The sequence below is a fragment of the Sporosarcina sp. FA15 genome (genome assembly GCF_051550195.1).
Taxonomy (GTDB): Bacteria; Bacillota; Bacilli; order Bacillales_A; family Planococcaceae; genus Sporosarcina; species Sporosarcina psychrophila.
Window position 1 is genome coordinate 281,097 of record NZ_CP188818.1, and the last position, 15,817, is coordinate 296,913.

A 15,817-nucleotide genomic window follows, 5' to 3' on the forward strand; every position below is an offset into this window, starting at 1 on the left:
GATAATAATAGAGGGTCTTTTGCGATTATGGGCTGGAAATTCACATTTATAAACTAAATTAGTTGTTCCCATTTCTAATTTCATGTAGTATAATATGTGAATTGCATTTTTTGAAATGAGGATAACTAATGAAGAATTCGATATATGGACTCACAATTGAACAACTTACAGAATGGTTAGTGGATCAAGGGCAGAAAAAATTCCGTGCTGCACAAATTTGGGACTGGTTATATAAAAAGCGTGTAACAAACTTTGCAGACATGAAAAATATTAATCAAGAATGTATCGACTTGCTGGATGCGAACTATGTCCTGCGAACGCTTGAACAGACTGTGAAACAGGAATCAGAAGATGGCACAATCAAATTCCTATTTAAAATGCAAGATGGTAACTTGATTGAAACTGTTTTAATGAAATTTCCTTACGGCCAATCGGTTTGTGTAACGACACAAGTCGGCTGTAATATCGGTTGCAGTTTTTGTGCGAGTGGATTATTGAAAAAAAGCCGTGATTTAACAGCAGGAGAAATTGTGGAACAAATCATGGAAGTACAGCATCACCTTGACGCGAAAGCTGAAGATGAGCGCGTAAGTCATATTGTTGTTATGGGAATTGGCGAACCATTTGACAACTATTCGCATTTGATGAATTTCCTTCGTGTCGTCAATGATCAAAAAGGACTTTCCATCGGTGCTCGTCACATTACCGTTTCAACAAGTGGTAATCCGCAACGAATTAAGGATTTTGCAGAAGAAAATATCCAAATTAACCTAGCAGTATCTCTGCATGCACCTAATAATGAGTTGCGTACACGCGTTATGAAAATTAACAAAGCGTTCCCGCTTGAGAAATTGATGGATTCAATCGATTATTATTTGGAAACGACAAACCGCAGAATCACGTTTGAATATATTATGTTGCATGATGTAAATGATCATGTTCTGGAAGCACAGCAGCTTGCAAAACTACTTGAAAACAAACGTCACCTATCATATGTTAACTTGATTCCCTACAATCCGGTTGACGAACATGACCAGTATCGCCGTAGTACACCAGAAGACATTAAAGCATTTTATGAAACACTCAAAAGAAAAGGCATCAATTGCGGAGTCCGTCTTGAACATGGTACAGACATCGACGCAGCATGCGGTCAGTTACGAAGTAAGCAGATTAAGAAAGATAAAGCCGTCTAATACATTTAAAAAGAGTGTGCAATTCCTAGGGGAACTAGGAGTTGCACACTCTTTTTATCATCTAGACTCCGGTGCTCTTGTTCTTAGCTCTTTTTCTTCATTAAAATCACGATGAACTGGACAATAAATGCCAGTCCCAATCCAAAGGAAGAAATGATGAACAAGGACAAGATTCCGAGTACATCACCTATCCCATTCGGATTCATTAATAAGCTCCGGAAGAATTCTGCAAAACCGAGAACCACACCAATCAAGAAAATCCTGAAAGCAATTTTCAAATTGTAAAACAGCAGTAAAAATGAAAAAACACCGATGATTAGCCCGAAAAGACCAAATGTTAAGTAGTTTGTAAAGACAAGCGTTTGACCCAAAACAGTTCGAACACCTACTATGAGAAGAACGAAACTTGTAAGTCCAGTGAAAAAACCGATCTTCCAGAACTTGTTAATCATAAAACGCACCCACTTCCATTGTTCATCATATCGAATAATGGTGTGATTATGCCAATGAAAGCATTAAAAAAGTGAAAACGTAAGCGGTTTGCTTGCCAACCGATCATAACGGACGCGGAAGCGATCATATCCCCGTCTAACCGATCATAACTGACGCGGAAGCAATCATAACTCCGACGAACCAATCATAACCGACGTGGAAGCGATCATATCCCCGTCTAACCGATCATAACCGACGCGGAAGCGATCATATCCCCGTCTAACCGATCATAACTGACGCGGAAGCAATCATAACCCCGTCTAACCGATCATAACCATCTTGGAAGCAATCATAACCCCGACGAACCGATCATAACCGACGCGGAAGCAATCATATCCCCGGCCAACCAATCATAACCGCCGCGGAAGCGATCATATCTCCGTCCAACCGATCATAACGGACGCGGAAGCAATCATATCTCCGTCCAACCGATCATAACGGACGCGGAAGCAATCATAACCCCGTCTAACCGATCATAACCGATGCGGAAGCAATCGTATCTCCGTCCAACCGATCATAATCGATGTGGAAGCGATCATATCCCCGTCTAACCGATCATAACCGACGCGGAAGCAATCATATCTCCGTCCAACCGATCATAACCGACATTCAACCGACCATATATGCAACGAACTAAATAATCCCCCAAGCAATCAAAAAAATCCCATTCCTCATATCAGAGGAATGGGATTCATAAACTTATAAGTTATTTCTTCGCAATTAGGATAAGTTTCCCTTGGTCAAGTTCTGCCTCTGCATCGGCAGCTTCTGCCGTGGATAGTCCTGCAGCTTCCATCTTGCTACGGAGTTCATCTCCGCGAGAAGAGAACATGTTTTTCATACTATCCAAGAAACCTTGTTCTTTCATACCTACGCTTTCTGTATCTAGCGCATCCGTTATGTGACTGGCTCTCTTTTTGTCATGTGCAAAAATATAAATCTCATCATGTGTATATCCTTGTGTTACCAATTTCTCGATTTCTTCCTTTGCCTGAACGGCGTTTTCAACAGTTTTTTTAATAGTCATTTAAATTACCTCCATTTTTTGTTCTCCTTTTTTATATTCCCCAAAAAGGTAAGGACTAAACAAAAAAATGAAAGTGCGGATCATCTGGGTAAACTTTGATAGGTCCGGATGAAATAAGTTGGGTCTGTATCGACTTCATAAGTGAAGACACCTTGGGTTGTATGTAAATAGAAAAATCCTGCTCCGCTGGAAAACGGCTTATAGGACATATCATGCACGTGTTCTAATCTGAATGTATTTCGTGAAGTTGAAATCGAGTCAGTATATAAATGGATACTATGCACGGTACGCTTTGTTTTTTGGTCATACCAACCCATAACTCGTTCGACTGAAATATACGTAAGTGTAGCAACAGTTTGCTTGATCGATTCATTCATAGAAATTCCTCCGTTATCACAATTTATATTCATCATTATCCCCATCCTAACAGGTATTTATCGATATCCAAAATAGGTAGTTTTTTCATGTGTAAAAGTCCCTCGATGGGGAATGGACTGTATAAGGAGGTAGATACGATGAAGAAAATTTCTATTTTCATCTTGACCATGGCATTATCCTTTGTGCTTGTTGCTTGCGGGAACGCTGAAAAAAATAATGATAAGGTAGTGGACGAACCTATTACGGGAGAGAATAGTAATGGGGACACAAATGGTGCGACTTCGACGGAGGGAACTAGTAGCCCTGAAACTGAACAAAATAAAGATACCGTCAATCAAGATGATATGCAAAAAAAGATGGATGAACTTGGCTATGCTGATTTCGAACTAAAGCTTGACTATGCGAATCATCAGGAATATGAGGCAGAGCTTGAAAAAAATAGTGACAATTCAATCGATGCAGAAATTGAGGATTCACTTAATAATATCAAGAAAAAGGGGACAGAGGCATTCAATGAACTGTATCCATTGGTGAAACAGTTAACAATTACTCAACAGACAGGGAAGGAAGCTGCCATTCAAGAAGTAATGAAGGTATTCGATTTACCGACAGATTATACGGAATTTGAGCTAGAAATTCGATTTAAAGACGGTACAAAAATCGAATTTGAAGATGATAAATAAACAATAAATAGCTTCAATAATAGGTTGTGAAAATCTCCTCGGTTTAAATGCCGGGGAGATTTTTGTCTGAATTGTTAAAGACAACCTGACCTAAATAAGGAGAATATAGGGCAATAAATGTTACAGATTTGTTAATTGTCTATTTTTCAAAAGAGAATTCTTGACTGGATAAAAGACTAGCACTACAATGAGTAATGTGGAGATGAGTAGTCATGAAAATTAGGGAATTCAAGTTGAATGAAAGTGGGCTAAACCGCTTTTTTGGGCCTCTTGAGGCAAAGATTATGGACGTTTTATGGAATGATGTCGAAATGACTATTAAAGATGTTCAGCAAGTACTTGAACATGAAAAATCAACGAATTTCAATACAGTAATGACTGTTATGAATCGATTAGTAGACAAGGAGATTCTTTGCAAGAGACTGGAAGGACGGTCGTTTTTGTATAAACCGCTTCTATCAAGGGAAGAATTTTTGACTACACAGTCGAAAGAAATGACAAATGAGCTGATGGATGAATTTGGAAATGTTGTTGTAAGTCACATGCTGGATGCACTTGAAGATGTAGATGATGCTCTCGTGGCCAAGCTCGAACAGAAAATCAAAGAACTGAAAAAGGGCATGTAACGTATGTACAAACGTCAATCATTAAGTATGCTTATGGTGTCACTCATAATTTCAGGGACGATTTATCTTCAAATGGGTTTGTATCTGATGTCGATCATAGCAGGCTGGGATATTGGTCATAACCTTGTTGTCGTCTGTCACGGTTGGATGAAAAATATTGGCTTGTCTTCTCTTGAGTATGTCCTCGATGCATTTGTTATTTATACGTTGTTATTTTCGATATGGAAAATTGGATCACAATTTTATCATGCTTCACGAATGAAAAAACGATTTAAGCAGTATGAAGAAAATACGCTCACAACCGAAATGAATCAAACTTATAGCGATGGAAAAGATGGATTTATTGTGATCTCGCATCCTTCACCGATTGCAATCACAATGGGATTTGTTCGTCCTAAAATCGTATTATCGACGGGATTGATAAGCCTATTAAATGACGATGAATTAAATGCAGTAATTTCTCATGAGATGTATCATCAAAAAAATCGTGACCCCCTTACCATCTTTTTGATGTCACTTTGTTCGTCCACGATGGGCTATATTCCGATTCTAAAATGGTTTAATCAGAAATATAGCATCATTAAGGAATTGTCAGCGGATGAATATGCAATTGAAAAACAACAGACGTCTGTTAACTTAGGGAGTGCGCTTTTAAAGATGCTTAAAGTGTGCAAACATGAAAAAATGCCTTTTGTCTATGCGTCATTTGCTGATACATCTGTCAATTATCGGATTGACTATATCTTGAATCCGTTAAAAGGAATCCAAATAAAGCTACCTGTGAAGGTTATGCTTCTGTCAGTAACGATTTTTTGCTTCATTTGTGCACTATTTATTTACGCTCTTGCGTAAATTTTTATTTCATTACACTACGTCATGTAGTTCAAATTAGGAGTGTTTACCTTGTCTAAGAAGATTTTTTGGATTGTTGGTTTAGTAGTTATTTGTATCGTAGGAGTTATTGTTTTAACGGATGCCAATCAAAAGTCAACCGTTATAGATGTAGAAGGGCAACCGTTCTTGGGTGAAGAGTCAGCACCAGTTGACATTATTGAGTTTGGTGATTATAAATGTCCAAGTTGTAAAGATTTCAATGATAGACTTTTTCCGGTTATTTATAAGGAGTTAGTTGAAACTGGGAAAGCCAAGTTTTACTTTATGAATTATTCCTTTATAAACATCGATTCAAATCGATCCGCTCAATTTGCAGAAACGGTTTATCAAGAATTAGGGAATGATAAGTTTTGGACTTTCCATGAATTATTATTTAGTAAGCAACCAGAAGATTTAACCTACGAAAAAAAGGACTTATATACGGAGTCATTTTTGGAAGAGGTTTTAGCGGAAGTGGCAACTGAAGAAGAAACGAATAAAGTAATGCAGTCATTTGGTGAAAGCAAGGGGAAAGAAGCTTGGGAGAAAGATATGAAAACGGCCAATAACCTAGGTGTATCCTCCACACCAACAATCTTTATAAGTGGAAAACAATTTACGGGTAGTACGTTAGATGATTTCACAAAAATGGTGGAAGAGGCGGCTGCTAGTGGTAAGTAAACCGCTCCTCCTTGCCTGGTTAGCATCGATTACAGCGATGGTAGGAAGTTTGTTTTTTAGCGAGCGTATGGGCTTTGTACCATGCACTTTCTGCTGGTATCAGCGAATAGTTATGTACCCACTAGTTCTGTTCCTTGGCATGGCATTTTATCGAAATGACCGCGATATATATAAGTACGTACTTCCGATGTCAGTCATAGGCATGCTTCTATCTGGTTATCATTATGCGTTGCAGAAACTGCCTTCATTGCAAGAATTCAGTACGTGTACGAGCGGGGTTCCATGCTCGGGACAATATATTAATTGGTTTGGTTTTGTAACGATTCCTTTTTTGGCACTCATTGCTTTTACTTTTATTACGGCGATGATGTTGATGCTTTGGAGACGTAAATAATAGTATGAGTAATGCCTCCCTGAAATCATTGGGGGGCATTCTTCAAATATAGGAAAGTACAAGTTTGTTTGACTTAGAATGGTGTCTAGACTCTAGGCACCAGCCGCACGGAGGCTCACAGGATGTTGGGTCTCCTTTAGCTGTTGCCGCAGGACGCGGCGTACTTAGGCTAGGTTTCCTTGAAAGTAATCCGGCTATGTGGCAAAGAGCGCCACGTCGCTTGATCGACTTATGTCTGCTATTCTTTTTGGCACCTTGCGCTTTTATAAGGTGTATCGCTATTTTATTCTGTTACGTGACAACGATCAAAGAAACAAGTATGATGAATAAGGTTGTTTCCGTCAATGAATCTGACAAATACTATTGAAAGTGAGTCTATGTATGACTATTATTCAAAACATATTCAGCTTCATATTACATATTGATGAGCATTTGGTTGAAATTATTCAAAATTTCGGCTCGCTGTCATATGTACTATTATTCTTAATCGTGTTTGTTGAAACAGGATTAGTTATTTTCCCATTCTTACCAGGTGATTCTTTGTTATTTGCAAGTGGGGCTCTTGCTGCAATGGGGGCATTTAACATTGTACTTCTCCTTATTGTGTTCTTTACTGCAGCTGTCATTGGGGATACTGTAAATTATCAAATCGGTAAAAAGGTCGGGACAGCGATCAAGCCTAATAGCTTAATTGGTAGAGTCATTGATCAAGAAAAAATGGATAAAGCAGAGAAATTCTTTAATAAACACGGTGGTAAAACGATAGTGATTGCCCGCTTTATGCCGTTCATTCGTACATTTATACCTTTTGTTGCAGGGGCTAGTCGTATGAATTATCGCTACTTTTTCATTTATAATGTAGTAGGCGCAATTCTATGGGTAGGAATTTGTACGATTGCAGGTTATTTCTTCGGGAATATTCCTATCATTAAAGATAACTTTTCCACTGTTATTTTATTAATTATCTTTGTGTCTGTTCTGCCAGTTGTTATCAGTTTTATGAAGAGTCGTTTGAAGAAATAATGAATGTATTGCTAACAAGGAAACACCTCCAAAGCGGATAAGCCTAGGAGGTGTTTTTGTCTATTATCTTTCACGTCTGTTGATTAACCATTTTCTTGCATAAAGAGCAGGTAAGAAAGGCTTGAAAAAACCCATTTTCACTGAATCATTTTCGGTCCGCTTTTGGCGAACTAGTCATGACATCTTTACCGAGGCGCAAGTGTGACGGATGAATAAGCACCATACGATTATCGAAAAACGATGTGTAGGGATGCGACGAGGCCACATCCCTACACATCAAGAAATCTCGATAATCGTATAGAGGTCTTTCAATCCAAAGCGATCCAAATTTAATGTACACGAAGCTCCTGCTGTTTAATTAAGTTATTTACGGGTTGTTTTTGGTTAATCAACACATGTGATTATCTTTGAATCTTTTTGATATCCTTCATCATTTCCTTGACATAGGATGCATCTACATAATTATATTCATTCACAATACTGCCTTGCTGATCAATCAAATAAAAGTTAGTTCCGTGAATGACTTGATTGGATGAGGAAGGTTTTTGGACAATTGTTTGAAATTGATCCCTTGCGAAAGCTTCAATTTCTTCCTGTGTATATCCCGTTAATATATGCCAATTCTTTTCATCGTCCGTAAATTGGTGGATGTACTCTTTTAACACATCTGGTGAATCAATTGTTGGATCGACAGTGAATGATACGAATTCGACTTGAACGCCTTCATCCTCGAACTTTTTTTGCAAATCCGCCATCTCTAGTGTCATCGGGGGACAGACGGTCTTACATTTTGTGAAGACGAAATCAGCAATCCAGACTTTCCCCGTTAGTTCATCTGTACCGAAAGGCTGTCCATTTTGGTCTGTATAAGAAAATGGGACTATTTCCTTTCCACTATGAGGTACAGAACTGCAAGCGGAAAGCAAGACTGCAATGACAAGGGGAATAAACAGATAGCATATGTTTTTCAAATTACACCTCTTCTTGTTCATCAATAGATAAGCCGGGCAATCGAATCGTTACGGTTGTTCCTGTCATGGTGTCGCTAGTCATCTCGAAAGTTCCGTTGTGCAGTCGGATGATTTCTTTGACAATAGGGAGCCCTAAGCCTGTTCCACCGGTTGTCCGATTCCGGGCTTTATCTGTCCTGAAAAAACGATCGCCAATTCGCTCTAGATCTTCATCGTCAATAAGAATTCCATCATTTGTCACTCGGAATTGAAGGAAAGCATCTTTTTTCGTTAATTCAATTGCCAAGGTTCCGTTTGTGGCGGAATACTTCACGGCATTGTCTATGGTATTGTAAAAAATTTGTTGAATTCTTTTTGGATCAGCTGTTAGAATAAGTTCTTCTTCTATAGTCAATTCGAGAGATAATTCTTTTTCTGCAATATGAATCGTGAACAAACCAACTGTATCTACTAATAATTGCGCGATGGCAATAGGCTGAATGTCAATTGTATACAAATCTTCTTGAAGATGATTTAATTCCACAAGATCAGTGATCAATTTGGTCAGTCGATCTGTTTCTTTTTCAATCGTTGTCAAATAGCTTTGTGCTTCTTCGGGCGATGAATATATTTTGTCTTTAAGAACATGCGTGTAACCGCTAATATAGGTGAGCGGTGTACGGAGTTCATGCACGATGTTTGACGTGAATTCCTTTTTTCGTTCTTCCTGTTGTTCAAGTGAAAGGCTCATCAAATTGAACGCCTTCGTCAATTGGCCGACCTCATCGTTCCTTTCGCTTTGAATCCGGTTTGAATAGTTCCCTTTAGATACTTCAAAAGAAAGTCGCTGAAGATCTTGCAACGGTTTGAATAAAGAATGCCAAGTGCGATTGACAACTAAGAAGAGTATGAAGAAAAATAAGCAGCCAACGATCAAAAGTATTGGAATGCTTCCCCGGAATACATCTTGAACTGCCGCAAGTGGAACATAAATATAGATGAAACCGATAAGTCCGTTCTCACCTTTGATTGGAAAAATGGCGCCTAGAATTTCATGGTTAAGTTCTTTTACGAATCCCTCTTTTAATACATAGGCTCCTTTTTCCAACTCAGCCATGTCATTTGCATCGACAAGTGTTTCATAATTGACCTCGTAAGGGAAATAGGAAGTGAGATCCTTTAAGTTATCAACTACGATAATTTCATATTCTGACACGATGTTATACCATTGGATTTTATCGATGATTTCATCACTTAATTCCCCGTAATGGTAATGAGAAGCCGTCCTTTTCCCTTGATAGACAATGGATTCTTCAATACTTGTCAAATACAATTCAGAATAGAGATAATGGATGAAGAAAAAGGAAAAAAGAATTGTAAACCCGATACTGGAAATCAGGACTATACCTATTTTTTTGCTTAATGTAAGTGTCTTCAATCTTCACACCTCGAATTTGTAGCCGATACCCCAAACTGTTTCAATTAGATCACCGTTATTACCCATTTTAAGTCTTAACGTTTTGATATGTGTATCGACTGTACGCTCGCTACTTTGATGTTCTTCACCCCAGACGATGTGCAGCAGTTGTTCCCTTGAATAGACGCGACCTTTATTTTTAGCAAGCACATGAAGCATACCAAACTCCTTTAATGTTAATAATAAGGGTTTTCCATTCAATGACACAGTATGTGCTCCATTATCGATTACGAGTGGCCCGACAGTTAATGTATCGGCAACTGGTATATTTTGATAAGATCGTCTCAGAACGGATTCAATCCTTGCAAGAAGCTCTCCCGGTAAAAATGGTTTGACAATATAATCGTCGCCGCCAAGCTTTAAACCTTGTATTTTATCCCATTCATCTCCTTTTGCTGATAGAAAGATGAGTGGGATTGTCGATGTCCGCTTTATTTCTTTGGCGAATGTAAAGCCATCCATGAAGGGCATCATTACATCTACTAGTAGCAACTGTGGATTTGTTTGGTCTATCAAAGACAGTGCATGGATCCCATCTGTAGCCTCGACGACAGTGTAACCTTCTTTTTCGAGGAACATTCGAATCAGTTTCCTCATTTGTGGTTCATCGTCTATAATCATAATGGTGGATGAATTCAAGATAAAACCTCATTTCAATTATAGGTTGCTCATTGTACTCATTTTCTCTAATAAATGTGAAAATCATGTGAAGCGCGGTAGTTCACACTTAGTTCTAACTTATCTATTATAATCATAACGAACATAAGGAACTACGTTAAGTAAAACGACTATGGGGGAATCTTGATGAAAAGGAAATTTGGTTTGTTAGTGGGGCTATTCATGCTGGCCGCTATGGCAGCATGCGGTAAAGAAGAAGCGGTAAAAGTGGACGAAACAGGAGTACCTCTACCGCTGGATGTGAAGCTAACAGTTACAGAACAAGTTGATGTGAATGGTATTATAAAAATGGAAGCAGTTGTTACACAGGGCGATGAAAAAGTAGATGACGCTGATGAAGTTGAATTTGAAGTATGGGAAGAAGGAAAAAAAGACGAAAGTTTCAAGGTTGAATCGACGAATGACAAAGACGGTTTGTACACAGCAGAAACTTCTTTTGAGTATGACGGTCTTTTCCACGTTCAAGTGCATGTAACAGCAAGAGGTTTGCACACAATGCCGAAAAAAGAAGTGACAGTAGGTAATGGCGGGAATTATGAAGAAGCCATTGAAGGCGAAGCTGAACACGAACATGGGCATGCAGAAGGATTTTCGATGCACTTCATGAAACCTGAAAATATGAAGTCCGGCGAATCTACTGAATTTGTCGTTCACCTGCAATTTGATGGAAAACCATTTGAAAAAGCACAAGTACGCTACGAAATCTGGAATGAAGAAAATCCGGACAAACACGACTGGGTCGACGTTGAAGAATTAGTTGCCGGTGAATATACAGCTTCATACACATTTGCACAAGTAGGTCCGCACAAAATTCAAATCCACGTAAAAGACGATAAAGAATTACATGAACATGAAGAACATGCGATAGAAGTTAACTAAAATGAGCACGGAGAGTACCTGACAAATAAGTCAAGTACTCTCCGTGCTTTTTTTTGTGAATTATACTTGAATATCTTTACGTTTGCTGGAGGAAGGTATATTTAACTCCTCTCTATACTTACTAATTGTTCGCCTAGAGATTGTGATGCCCTTTTCGCGATTAAAGTATTCTGCTATTTTTTGGTCAGAATAGGGTTTGAATTTATTTTCCTGAGCTATAAAATTCTCCAAAAGTGTTTTCACTTTCGTTTGAGAAATGCTAGTGCCGTCCGCAGTTTCTAACTTCGAAGTGAACAGAATTCGAAGGTCGAAAGAACCGAACGCGGTCTGAATGACTTTGTTGGTAGTCGCTCTGCTGACAGTTGATTCGTGCATTTCAATTTCATCAGCTACTTCTTTTAGCGTTAATGGTCTCAATGAAGAGAGTCCATTTATAAAAAAACTTTCCTGTCTATCTAACAGGACTTGCACAATTTTAATAATCGTATTTCGGCGCTGTTCAATACTGCTAAGAAGCCATTCTACATTTTTATATTGAGTATGGATATATTTTGATACATCATTTTTCGTTTGAAGATGTTGCGTGTACTCTTTATTGACATGAATAGCTGGTAAATAGCCGTCATTCAGATGGAAAACTAATTTATCATCTTTTGATTCGACAATAATGTCAGGAGTTAAATACTCAGTTGGAAAATTGGAAATAAATGTGCCTGGCCTCGGGTTAAGCGTTTGTATGAAATCGTAAAGCTCTTTTACTTCCCTCATTTCGATGTTCATTTGTAAGGCGATTTCATTCCATTTATGGTCAGCAAGCAAGTTTAAATGATGTTTTACTAAAAAGGCAGCTGACTTTTGTTCAGGATAGGTGTATGTAATTTGCAAGAGCAGGCATTCCTTTAAGTCTCTAGCCCCAATTCCTACTGGACCCACTTCTTGAAGTAAAAGAATTCCTTTATCAATATCAAATTCATCAAATTCTAGATAGAAATCTGGATCCTTACCAAGAACACGTAAATAGCCATTGTCATCCAGATTATAAATGAGATACTTTAACAAATTTTGGATGTGTTCGTCTGGATAAATGAATTTTGCGTCATCGAATAGTGTGTCCCGCATGTTTCTTTCAGTACACTGGAATAGATCCTCCGGCATCTCGGAAGAACCAAAAGTAGATGTCCGCTGATTCACTCTCTCTTCATATGTATTTTTTTCTTTCAGTTCGATAATCGGATTTTCAAGCTCTTGTTGCCTTATAAATTGTTCAAGTTCATACGTCGAGTATTGAAGTATTTCAATTGCTTGTCTTAACTCGAATGTCATTAACAGATTCTGTTCCTGTCGTTGTTGGAGTACGAGCACCATAAAACCCCTCCTTTTGAAGCTGATAAGTAATGTAAGCGTTTTCAAGTAGTGGTCTTAAGTGTACCATATGTTTCTGAAAACTTCGATAAGAAAAGAAGGTAATGTTGAATGAGAAGGTAGGTAAAACTGGTGCCATTATAGTGATGGATACTGATTTGACTATCTCATTTGCGAATAGGGATGTCGTTATGATTTTTACATTTATTTATGCGAAATTGAGTAAGTACTATTAGAAAAACATTTCATAAATGCCGATTATGATGAGCAAAAGTCCGGCGATTTTAGATGAGTACTTGCCGAATAGTGTATTGCCAATTGTATTACCAATTTTAATACCTAGAGAAATTGAAATCAGTGAAAATAGTCCAATTGAGATTGAAGTGAAAAGCGGAGAGAAGCCTGTAATACCTGCCCCAAAACCAATTGTTAAGCAGTTTAAGGAAAGTAGAAATCCCAAAAAAGTTGATTCTTTTAAAGTGATTTTCATTGGTTGTTCTAAACCTAGAAATACGGGGCTATTGTCTTCTGTTTGAATGGATTTATTTTTAATGAAAAATGGCAATGGCGCTATAAACCATATACCAAGGATGGTAATTAAGAAGCCACCAGTGAAGTTAGCCATTGATTGTGAAAAGTAATTGGATAAAAAACTCCCCGCTGATATGGAGAAGAATGCAAATGCAATAGAAATAAGAGAAATAATGAAATTGTATAGGAAAGGAATTCTTTTTAATTTTAAGCCGTATGAAACACTTATTGCTAAATTATCAATGTTTGCAGCAATACCGATTAATAATATAGATATCCATTGCATACTTATTTCCCCCTGCAACTGTTTGTTATCATCTATCTATATGAGCAAATGGGAAATAGCGTGCGGGCACGGTTTACGAAATGATGGGGGAGCGATTGATACAGGCGAATAAGACTCCGTTTTGTTTTTTTATTGGCATTTCTATATGGGGTGTGGTATAAATATTGATATTACGCCTATACCATAGTAAACAACTTGGAATAATATACTTGAAAAAAGGAGTTTTGTTATGGGACGCGAATTCATCGATATTTTTGATGAGTGGATTCACTTGTATGACGCATCAGTTGCTGGGGAGGATCCTGAATACCGTGATGTATTTGAAGGCTATGACGAGATTCTAAATGCTGTCACAAGCAAAGTTATTGGAACTATTCTTGAATTCGGTACAGGGACGGGAAATCTGACAGCAAAATTAATAGATGCCGGCCATCAAGTAATTGGCATTGAACCGAACACTGCGATGCGGCGATTAACGGCAGAGCGATTTCCTTCAATTGAGGTCAAAGACGGGGATTTAATTGATTTTGAAACTGATGGTATAACAATTGATTCAATCGCAAGTTCATATGTATTTCATCATTTAACAGATGAAGAAAAAGGAATTGCACTGAAGAAGTATGCACAGTTGTTACCGATAAATGGAAAAGTCGTCTTTGCCGATACCATTTTTATAACGGAAGATGCAAAGCAGGCTCAGATAGATAAGGAGCGGGCAAGGAATTTTCATAATGTTGCAGACGATTTAGAACGTGAATATTACACAGTACTGCCCGTATTGTTGAAACTATTTCTAGAAGCCGGATTCGAAGTGACGTTTAAACAATTGAACGATTTTGTCTGGCTAATGGACGCGACTAAAAAATAAGGGGAGACTACGATGAAAAAGTTGAATGTTGAAAGTTTTAACTTAGATCATACGAAAGTTGCGGCACCGTACGTGCGTTTAGCAGGGACGAAACAGGGAAGTCATGGTGATGAAGTGTATAAGTACGATTTACGTTTCACACAACCTAACAAACAGTTTATGAAAATGGATGCACTACATTCCATCGAGCATTTAATGGCGGAGAACATTCGAAATCATTCTGATAAAGTTGTTGATCTTAGTCCGATGGGTTGCCAAACCGGCTTTTATCTATCTGTTATCAATCATGATGATTACGAAGAAATTCTAGTCATTTTAGAAAACACTTTGCGAGATGTACTCGTAGCGACGGAAGTGCCAGCGTGTAACGAAGTGCAATGTGGGTGGGCCGCAAACCATAGTTTGGAAGGTGCCAAAGAGTTAGCGGGAAATATGCTTGCGAAAAAAGATGAATGGCGCCATGTGTACAAAGAGGAAGTGTAATGAAAGTTTACGGTAGTGTACAAGAATTAGTTGGAAACACGCCGGTTGTTGAGATTAGTCGTATTCATATTCCAAATAATTGTCGGATATTCGCGAAGCTAGAGTATCTAAATCCAGGAGGAAGCGTAAAGGATCGACTCGGATTAACACTCATTGAGGATGCAGAGCAATCGGGAAGCTTGTTGCCAGGTGGAACAATTATTGAAGCGACGGCGGGAAATACGGGTATCGGCTTGGCTCTTGCAGCGATTGGGAAAGGCTATCATGTGATATTTGTCGTTCCAGAAAAGTTTAGTTTAGAAAAACAAACACTTATGCGTGCACTTGGTGCTGGAATCATCAATACACCAACCGAACTAGGCATGAGAGGTGCGATTGAGAAAGCGAGAGAGCTTGTTTTACAAACACCCGGTGCTTTTACACCATCACAGTTTTCAAATCCCGCAAATCCGGCGACATATATGAAAACACTTGGACCCGAATTATGGCGTGATTTAGATGGGGAAATCGACGTTTTTGTTGCGGGAGCGGGGTCTGGTGGTACATTTATGGGGACCTCGCAGTTTTTGAAAGAACGCAACCCGGGTGTGAAAACAGTTGTCGTGGAACCTGAAGGCTCTATACTCAACGGTGGAGCAGCAGGATCTCATGTAACAGAAGGAATTGGAATGGAGTTTTTACCAGACTACATGGACCCAACGTATTTTGATGCCATTCATACAGTTAGTGACGAGGACGCGTTCATGCAATTGCGTTCATTGGCGAAAAATGAGGGGTTGCTCGTTGGAAGTTCTTCTGGCGCTGCATTCTATGGTTCTTTACGTGAAGCTGAAATTGCGAAAGCGGGAAGCCATATTGTTACCATTTTTCCTGATTCAAGTGAGCGTTATTTAAGTCAGAACATCTATGATCTATTTAAAGGGAGAGAATAAT

The 15,817-nt window shown here is 38.5% G+C and carries 19 protein-coding genes; 11 read left to right on the plus strand and 8 right to left on the minus strand.

Going from position 1 to position 15,817, the window contains the following annotated elements:
- Positions 1 to 128: 128 nt before the first annotated feature.
- Positions 129 to 1,193 (plus strand): 23S rRNA (adenine(2503)-C(2))-methyltransferase RlmN, encoded by a 1,065-nt coding sequence (rlmN, locus tag ACP8HG_RS01430; RefSeq protein ID WP_067207103.1) that lies wholly within the window; start codon positions 129 to 131, stop codon positions 1,191 to 1,193.
- 83 nt (positions 1,194 to 1,276) lie between these two features.
- Here the strand turns inward: rlmN and ACP8HG_RS01435 are convergent, their stop codons facing one another.
- The 3 genes from ACP8HG_RS01435 to ACP8HG_RS01445 all read right to left on the minus strand — a co-directional run bounded on the left by ACP8HG_RS01435 (position 1,277) and on the right by ACP8HG_RS01445 (position 3,089).
- A complete protein-coding gene (locus tag ACP8HG_RS01435) occupies positions 1,277 to 1,645 on the minus strand; it encodes a hypothetical protein (protein ID WP_438298089.1) in 369 nt (122 codons plus the stop codon).
- Between the two features lie 746 nt (positions 1,646 to 2,391).
- Positions 2,392 to 2,712 carry a general stress protein gene (locus ACP8HG_RS01440; RefSeq protein WP_067207109.1) on the minus strand — a complete coding sequence of 107 codons (321 nt, stop codon included), beginning with the start codon at positions 2,710 to 2,712 and terminating at the stop codon, positions 2,392 to 2,394.
- Between the two features lie 80 nt (positions 2,713 to 2,792).
- Entirely contained in the window at positions 2,793 to 3,089 is a 297-nt protein-coding gene (locus ACP8HG_RS01445) for a hypothetical protein (RefSeq protein WP_156475981.1), read from the minus strand.
- A gap of 138 nt (positions 3,090 to 3,227) precedes the next feature.
- Here ACP8HG_RS01445 and ACP8HG_RS01450 point away from each other — a divergent pair, with 138 nt between their 5' ends.
- The 6 genes from ACP8HG_RS01450 (at position 3,228) to ACP8HG_RS01475 (ending at position 7,370) form a co-directional block, all read left to right on the plus strand.
- Positions 3,228 to 3,773: a YusW family protein gene (locus ACP8HG_RS01450; RefSeq protein WP_438298090.1), complete on the plus strand. Its 546-nt coding sequence runs from the start codon at positions 3,228 to 3,230 to the stop codon at positions 3,771 to 3,773.
- Between the two features lie 212 nt (positions 3,774 to 3,985).
- Complete coding sequence (locus tag ACP8HG_RS01455) at positions 3,986 to 4,399, plus strand: BlaI/MecI/CopY family transcriptional regulator (protein ID WP_067207119.1); 414 nt, start codon at positions 3,986 to 3,988, stop codon at positions 4,397 to 4,399.
- A gap of 3 nt (positions 4,400 to 4,402) precedes the next feature.
- Positions 4,403 to 5,251: a M56 family metallopeptidase gene (locus tag ACP8HG_RS01460; RefSeq protein ID WP_354313488.1), complete on the plus strand. Its 849-nt coding sequence runs from the start codon at positions 4,403 to 4,405 to the stop codon at positions 5,249 to 5,251.
- Positions 5,252 to 5,293: 42 nt separating this feature from the next.
- A complete protein-coding gene (locus tag ACP8HG_RS01465; RefSeq protein ID WP_231885782.1) occupies positions 5,294 to 5,953 on the plus strand; it encodes a DsbA family protein in 660 nt (219 codons plus the stop codon).
- Positions 5,943 to 6,347: a disulfide oxidoreductase gene (locus ACP8HG_RS01470; protein WP_338653087.1), complete on the plus strand. Its 405-nt coding sequence runs from the start codon at positions 5,943 to 5,945 to the stop codon at positions 6,345 to 6,347. Before ACP8HG_RS01465 ends, ACP8HG_RS01470 begins: the two co-directional genes overlap by 11 nt.
- A gap of 381 nt (positions 6,348 to 6,728) precedes the next feature.
- Positions 6,729 to 7,370, plus strand: a complete 642-nt coding sequence (locus ACP8HG_RS01475; RefSeq protein WP_187047160.1) for a VTT domain-containing protein — start codon at positions 6,729 to 6,731, stop codon at positions 7,368 to 7,370.
- Positions 7,371 to 7,771: 401 nt separating this feature from the next.
- Here ACP8HG_RS01475 and ACP8HG_RS01480 read toward each other — a convergent pair whose 3' ends face one another.
- Genes ACP8HG_RS01480 through ACP8HG_RS01490 form a run of 3 tightly spaced genes read right to left on the minus strand, consistent with a single transcriptional unit; the run spans position 7,772 to position 10,436 of the window.
- Positions 7,772 to 8,341, minus strand: coding sequence for an SCO family protein (locus ACP8HG_RS01480; protein WP_255428619.1), 570 nt, complete (start codon positions 8,339 to 8,341; stop codon positions 7,772 to 7,774).
- 1 nt (position 8,342) lies between these two features.
- Positions 8,343 to 9,758 (minus strand): sensor histidine kinase, encoded by a 1,416-nt coding sequence (locus ACP8HG_RS01485; protein WP_187047162.1) that lies wholly within the window; start codon positions 9,756 to 9,758, stop codon positions 8,343 to 8,345.
- A 3-nt stretch (positions 9,759 to 9,761) separates the two neighbouring features.
- Complete coding sequence (locus ACP8HG_RS01490) at positions 9,762 to 10,436, minus strand: response regulator transcription factor (protein ID WP_231885784.1); 675 nt, start codon at positions 10,434 to 10,436, stop codon at positions 9,762 to 9,764.
- Between the two features lie 165 nt (positions 10,437 to 10,601).
- On the opposite strand from ACP8HG_RS01490, the gene ACP8HG_RS01495 reads away from it, so the two are divergent.
- A complete protein-coding gene (locus tag ACP8HG_RS01495; protein ID WP_438298091.1) occupies positions 10,602 to 11,354 on the plus strand; it encodes a FixH family protein in 753 nt (250 codons plus the stop codon).
- A 60-nt stretch (positions 11,355 to 11,414) separates the two neighbouring features.
- Here ACP8HG_RS01495 and rpoN read toward each other — a convergent pair whose 3' ends face one another.
- Both rpoN and ACP8HG_RS01505 read right to left on the minus strand, forming a co-directional pair.
- Positions 11,415 to 12,719: an RNA polymerase factor sigma-54 gene (gene rpoN, locus ACP8HG_RS01500; protein ID WP_354313485.1), complete on the minus strand. Its 1,305-nt coding sequence runs from the start codon at positions 12,717 to 12,719 to the stop codon at positions 11,415 to 11,417.
- A gap of 229 nt (positions 12,720 to 12,948) precedes the next feature.
- Positions 12,949 to 13,533 (minus strand): manganese efflux pump MntP, encoded by a 585-nt coding sequence (locus tag ACP8HG_RS01505; protein ID WP_340741729.1) that lies wholly within the window; start codon positions 13,531 to 13,533, stop codon positions 12,949 to 12,951.
- Positions 13,534 to 13,762: 229 nt separating this feature from the next.
- Here ACP8HG_RS01505 and ACP8HG_RS01510 point away from each other — a divergent pair, with 229 nt between their 5' ends.
- The 3 genes from ACP8HG_RS01510 to ACP8HG_RS01520 are packed head-to-tail and all read left to right on the plus strand — an operon-like array spanning position 13,763 to position 15,816.
- A complete protein-coding gene (locus tag ACP8HG_RS01510; RefSeq protein ID WP_340741730.1) occupies positions 13,763 to 14,401 on the plus strand; it encodes a class I SAM-dependent methyltransferase in 639 nt (212 codons plus the stop codon).
- Positions 14,402 to 14,413: 12 nt separating this feature from the next.
- On the plus strand, positions 14,414 to 14,884 hold the full coding sequence (locus ACP8HG_RS01515) for an S-ribosylhomocysteine lyase (RefSeq protein WP_354313482.1): 471 nt from the start codon (positions 14,414 to 14,416) through the stop codon (positions 14,882 to 14,884).
- Positions 14,884 to 15,816, plus strand: coding sequence for a PLP-dependent cysteine synthase family protein (locus ACP8HG_RS01520; RefSeq protein ID WP_187047168.1), 933 nt, complete (start codon positions 14,884 to 14,886; stop codon positions 15,814 to 15,816). The genes ACP8HG_RS01515 and ACP8HG_RS01520 overlap by 1 nt, the downstream gene beginning before the upstream one ends.
- Position 15,817 lies beyond the last annotated feature (1 nt).

Bases quoted from the DNA above. Each gene is read 5' to 3' on its own strand.
- rlmN (WP_067207103.1), top strand. From the start codon at position 129: ATGAAGAATTCGATATATGGACTCACAATTGAACAACTTACAGAATGG.
- ACP8HG_RS01435 (WP_438298089.1), bottom strand. From the start codon at position 1,645: ATGATTAACAAGTTCTGGAAGATCGGTTTTTTCACTGGACTTACAAGT.
- ACP8HG_RS01440 (WP_067207109.1), bottom strand. From the start codon at position 2,712: ATGACTATTAAAAAAACTGTTGAAAACGCCGTTCAGGCAAAGGAAGAA.
- ACP8HG_RS01445 (WP_156475981.1), bottom strand. From the start codon at position 3,089: ATGAATGAATCGATCAAGCAAACTGTTGCTACACTTACGTATATTTCA.
- ACP8HG_RS01450 (WP_438298090.1), top strand. From the start codon at position 3,228: ATGAAGAAAATTTCTATTTTCATCTTGACCATGGCATTATCCTTTGTG.
- ACP8HG_RS01455 (WP_067207119.1), top strand. From the start codon at position 3,986: ATGAAAATTAGGGAATTCAAGTTGAATGAAAGTGGGCTAAACCGCTTT.
- ACP8HG_RS01460 (WP_354313488.1), top strand. From the start codon at position 4,403: ATGTACAAACGTCAATCATTAAGTATGCTTATGGTGTCACTCATAATT.
- ACP8HG_RS01475 (WP_187047160.1), top strand. From the start codon at position 6,729: ATGACTATTATTCAAAACATATTCAGCTTCATATTACATATTGATGAG.
- ACP8HG_RS01495 (WP_438298091.1), top strand. From the start codon at position 10,602: ATGAAAAGGAAATTTGGTTTGTTAGTGGGGCTATTCATGCTGGCCGCT.
- rpoN (WP_354313485.1), bottom strand. From the start codon at position 12,719: ATGGTGCTCGTACTCCAACAACGACAGGAACAGAATCTGTTAATGACA.
- ACP8HG_RS01505 (WP_340741729.1), bottom strand. From the start codon at position 13,533: ATGCAATGGATATCTATATTATTAATCGGTATTGCTGCAAACATTGAT.
- ACP8HG_RS01510 (WP_340741730.1), top strand. From the start codon at position 13,763: ATGGGACGCGAATTCATCGATATTTTTGATGAGTGGATTCACTTGTAT.
- ACP8HG_RS01515 (WP_354313482.1), top strand. From the start codon at position 14,414: ATGAAAAAGTTGAATGTTGAAAGTTTTAACTTAGATCATACGAAAGTT.
- ACP8HG_RS01520 (WP_187047168.1), top strand. From the start codon at position 14,884: ATGAAAGTTTACGGTAGTGTACAAGAATTAGTTGGAAACACGCCGGTT.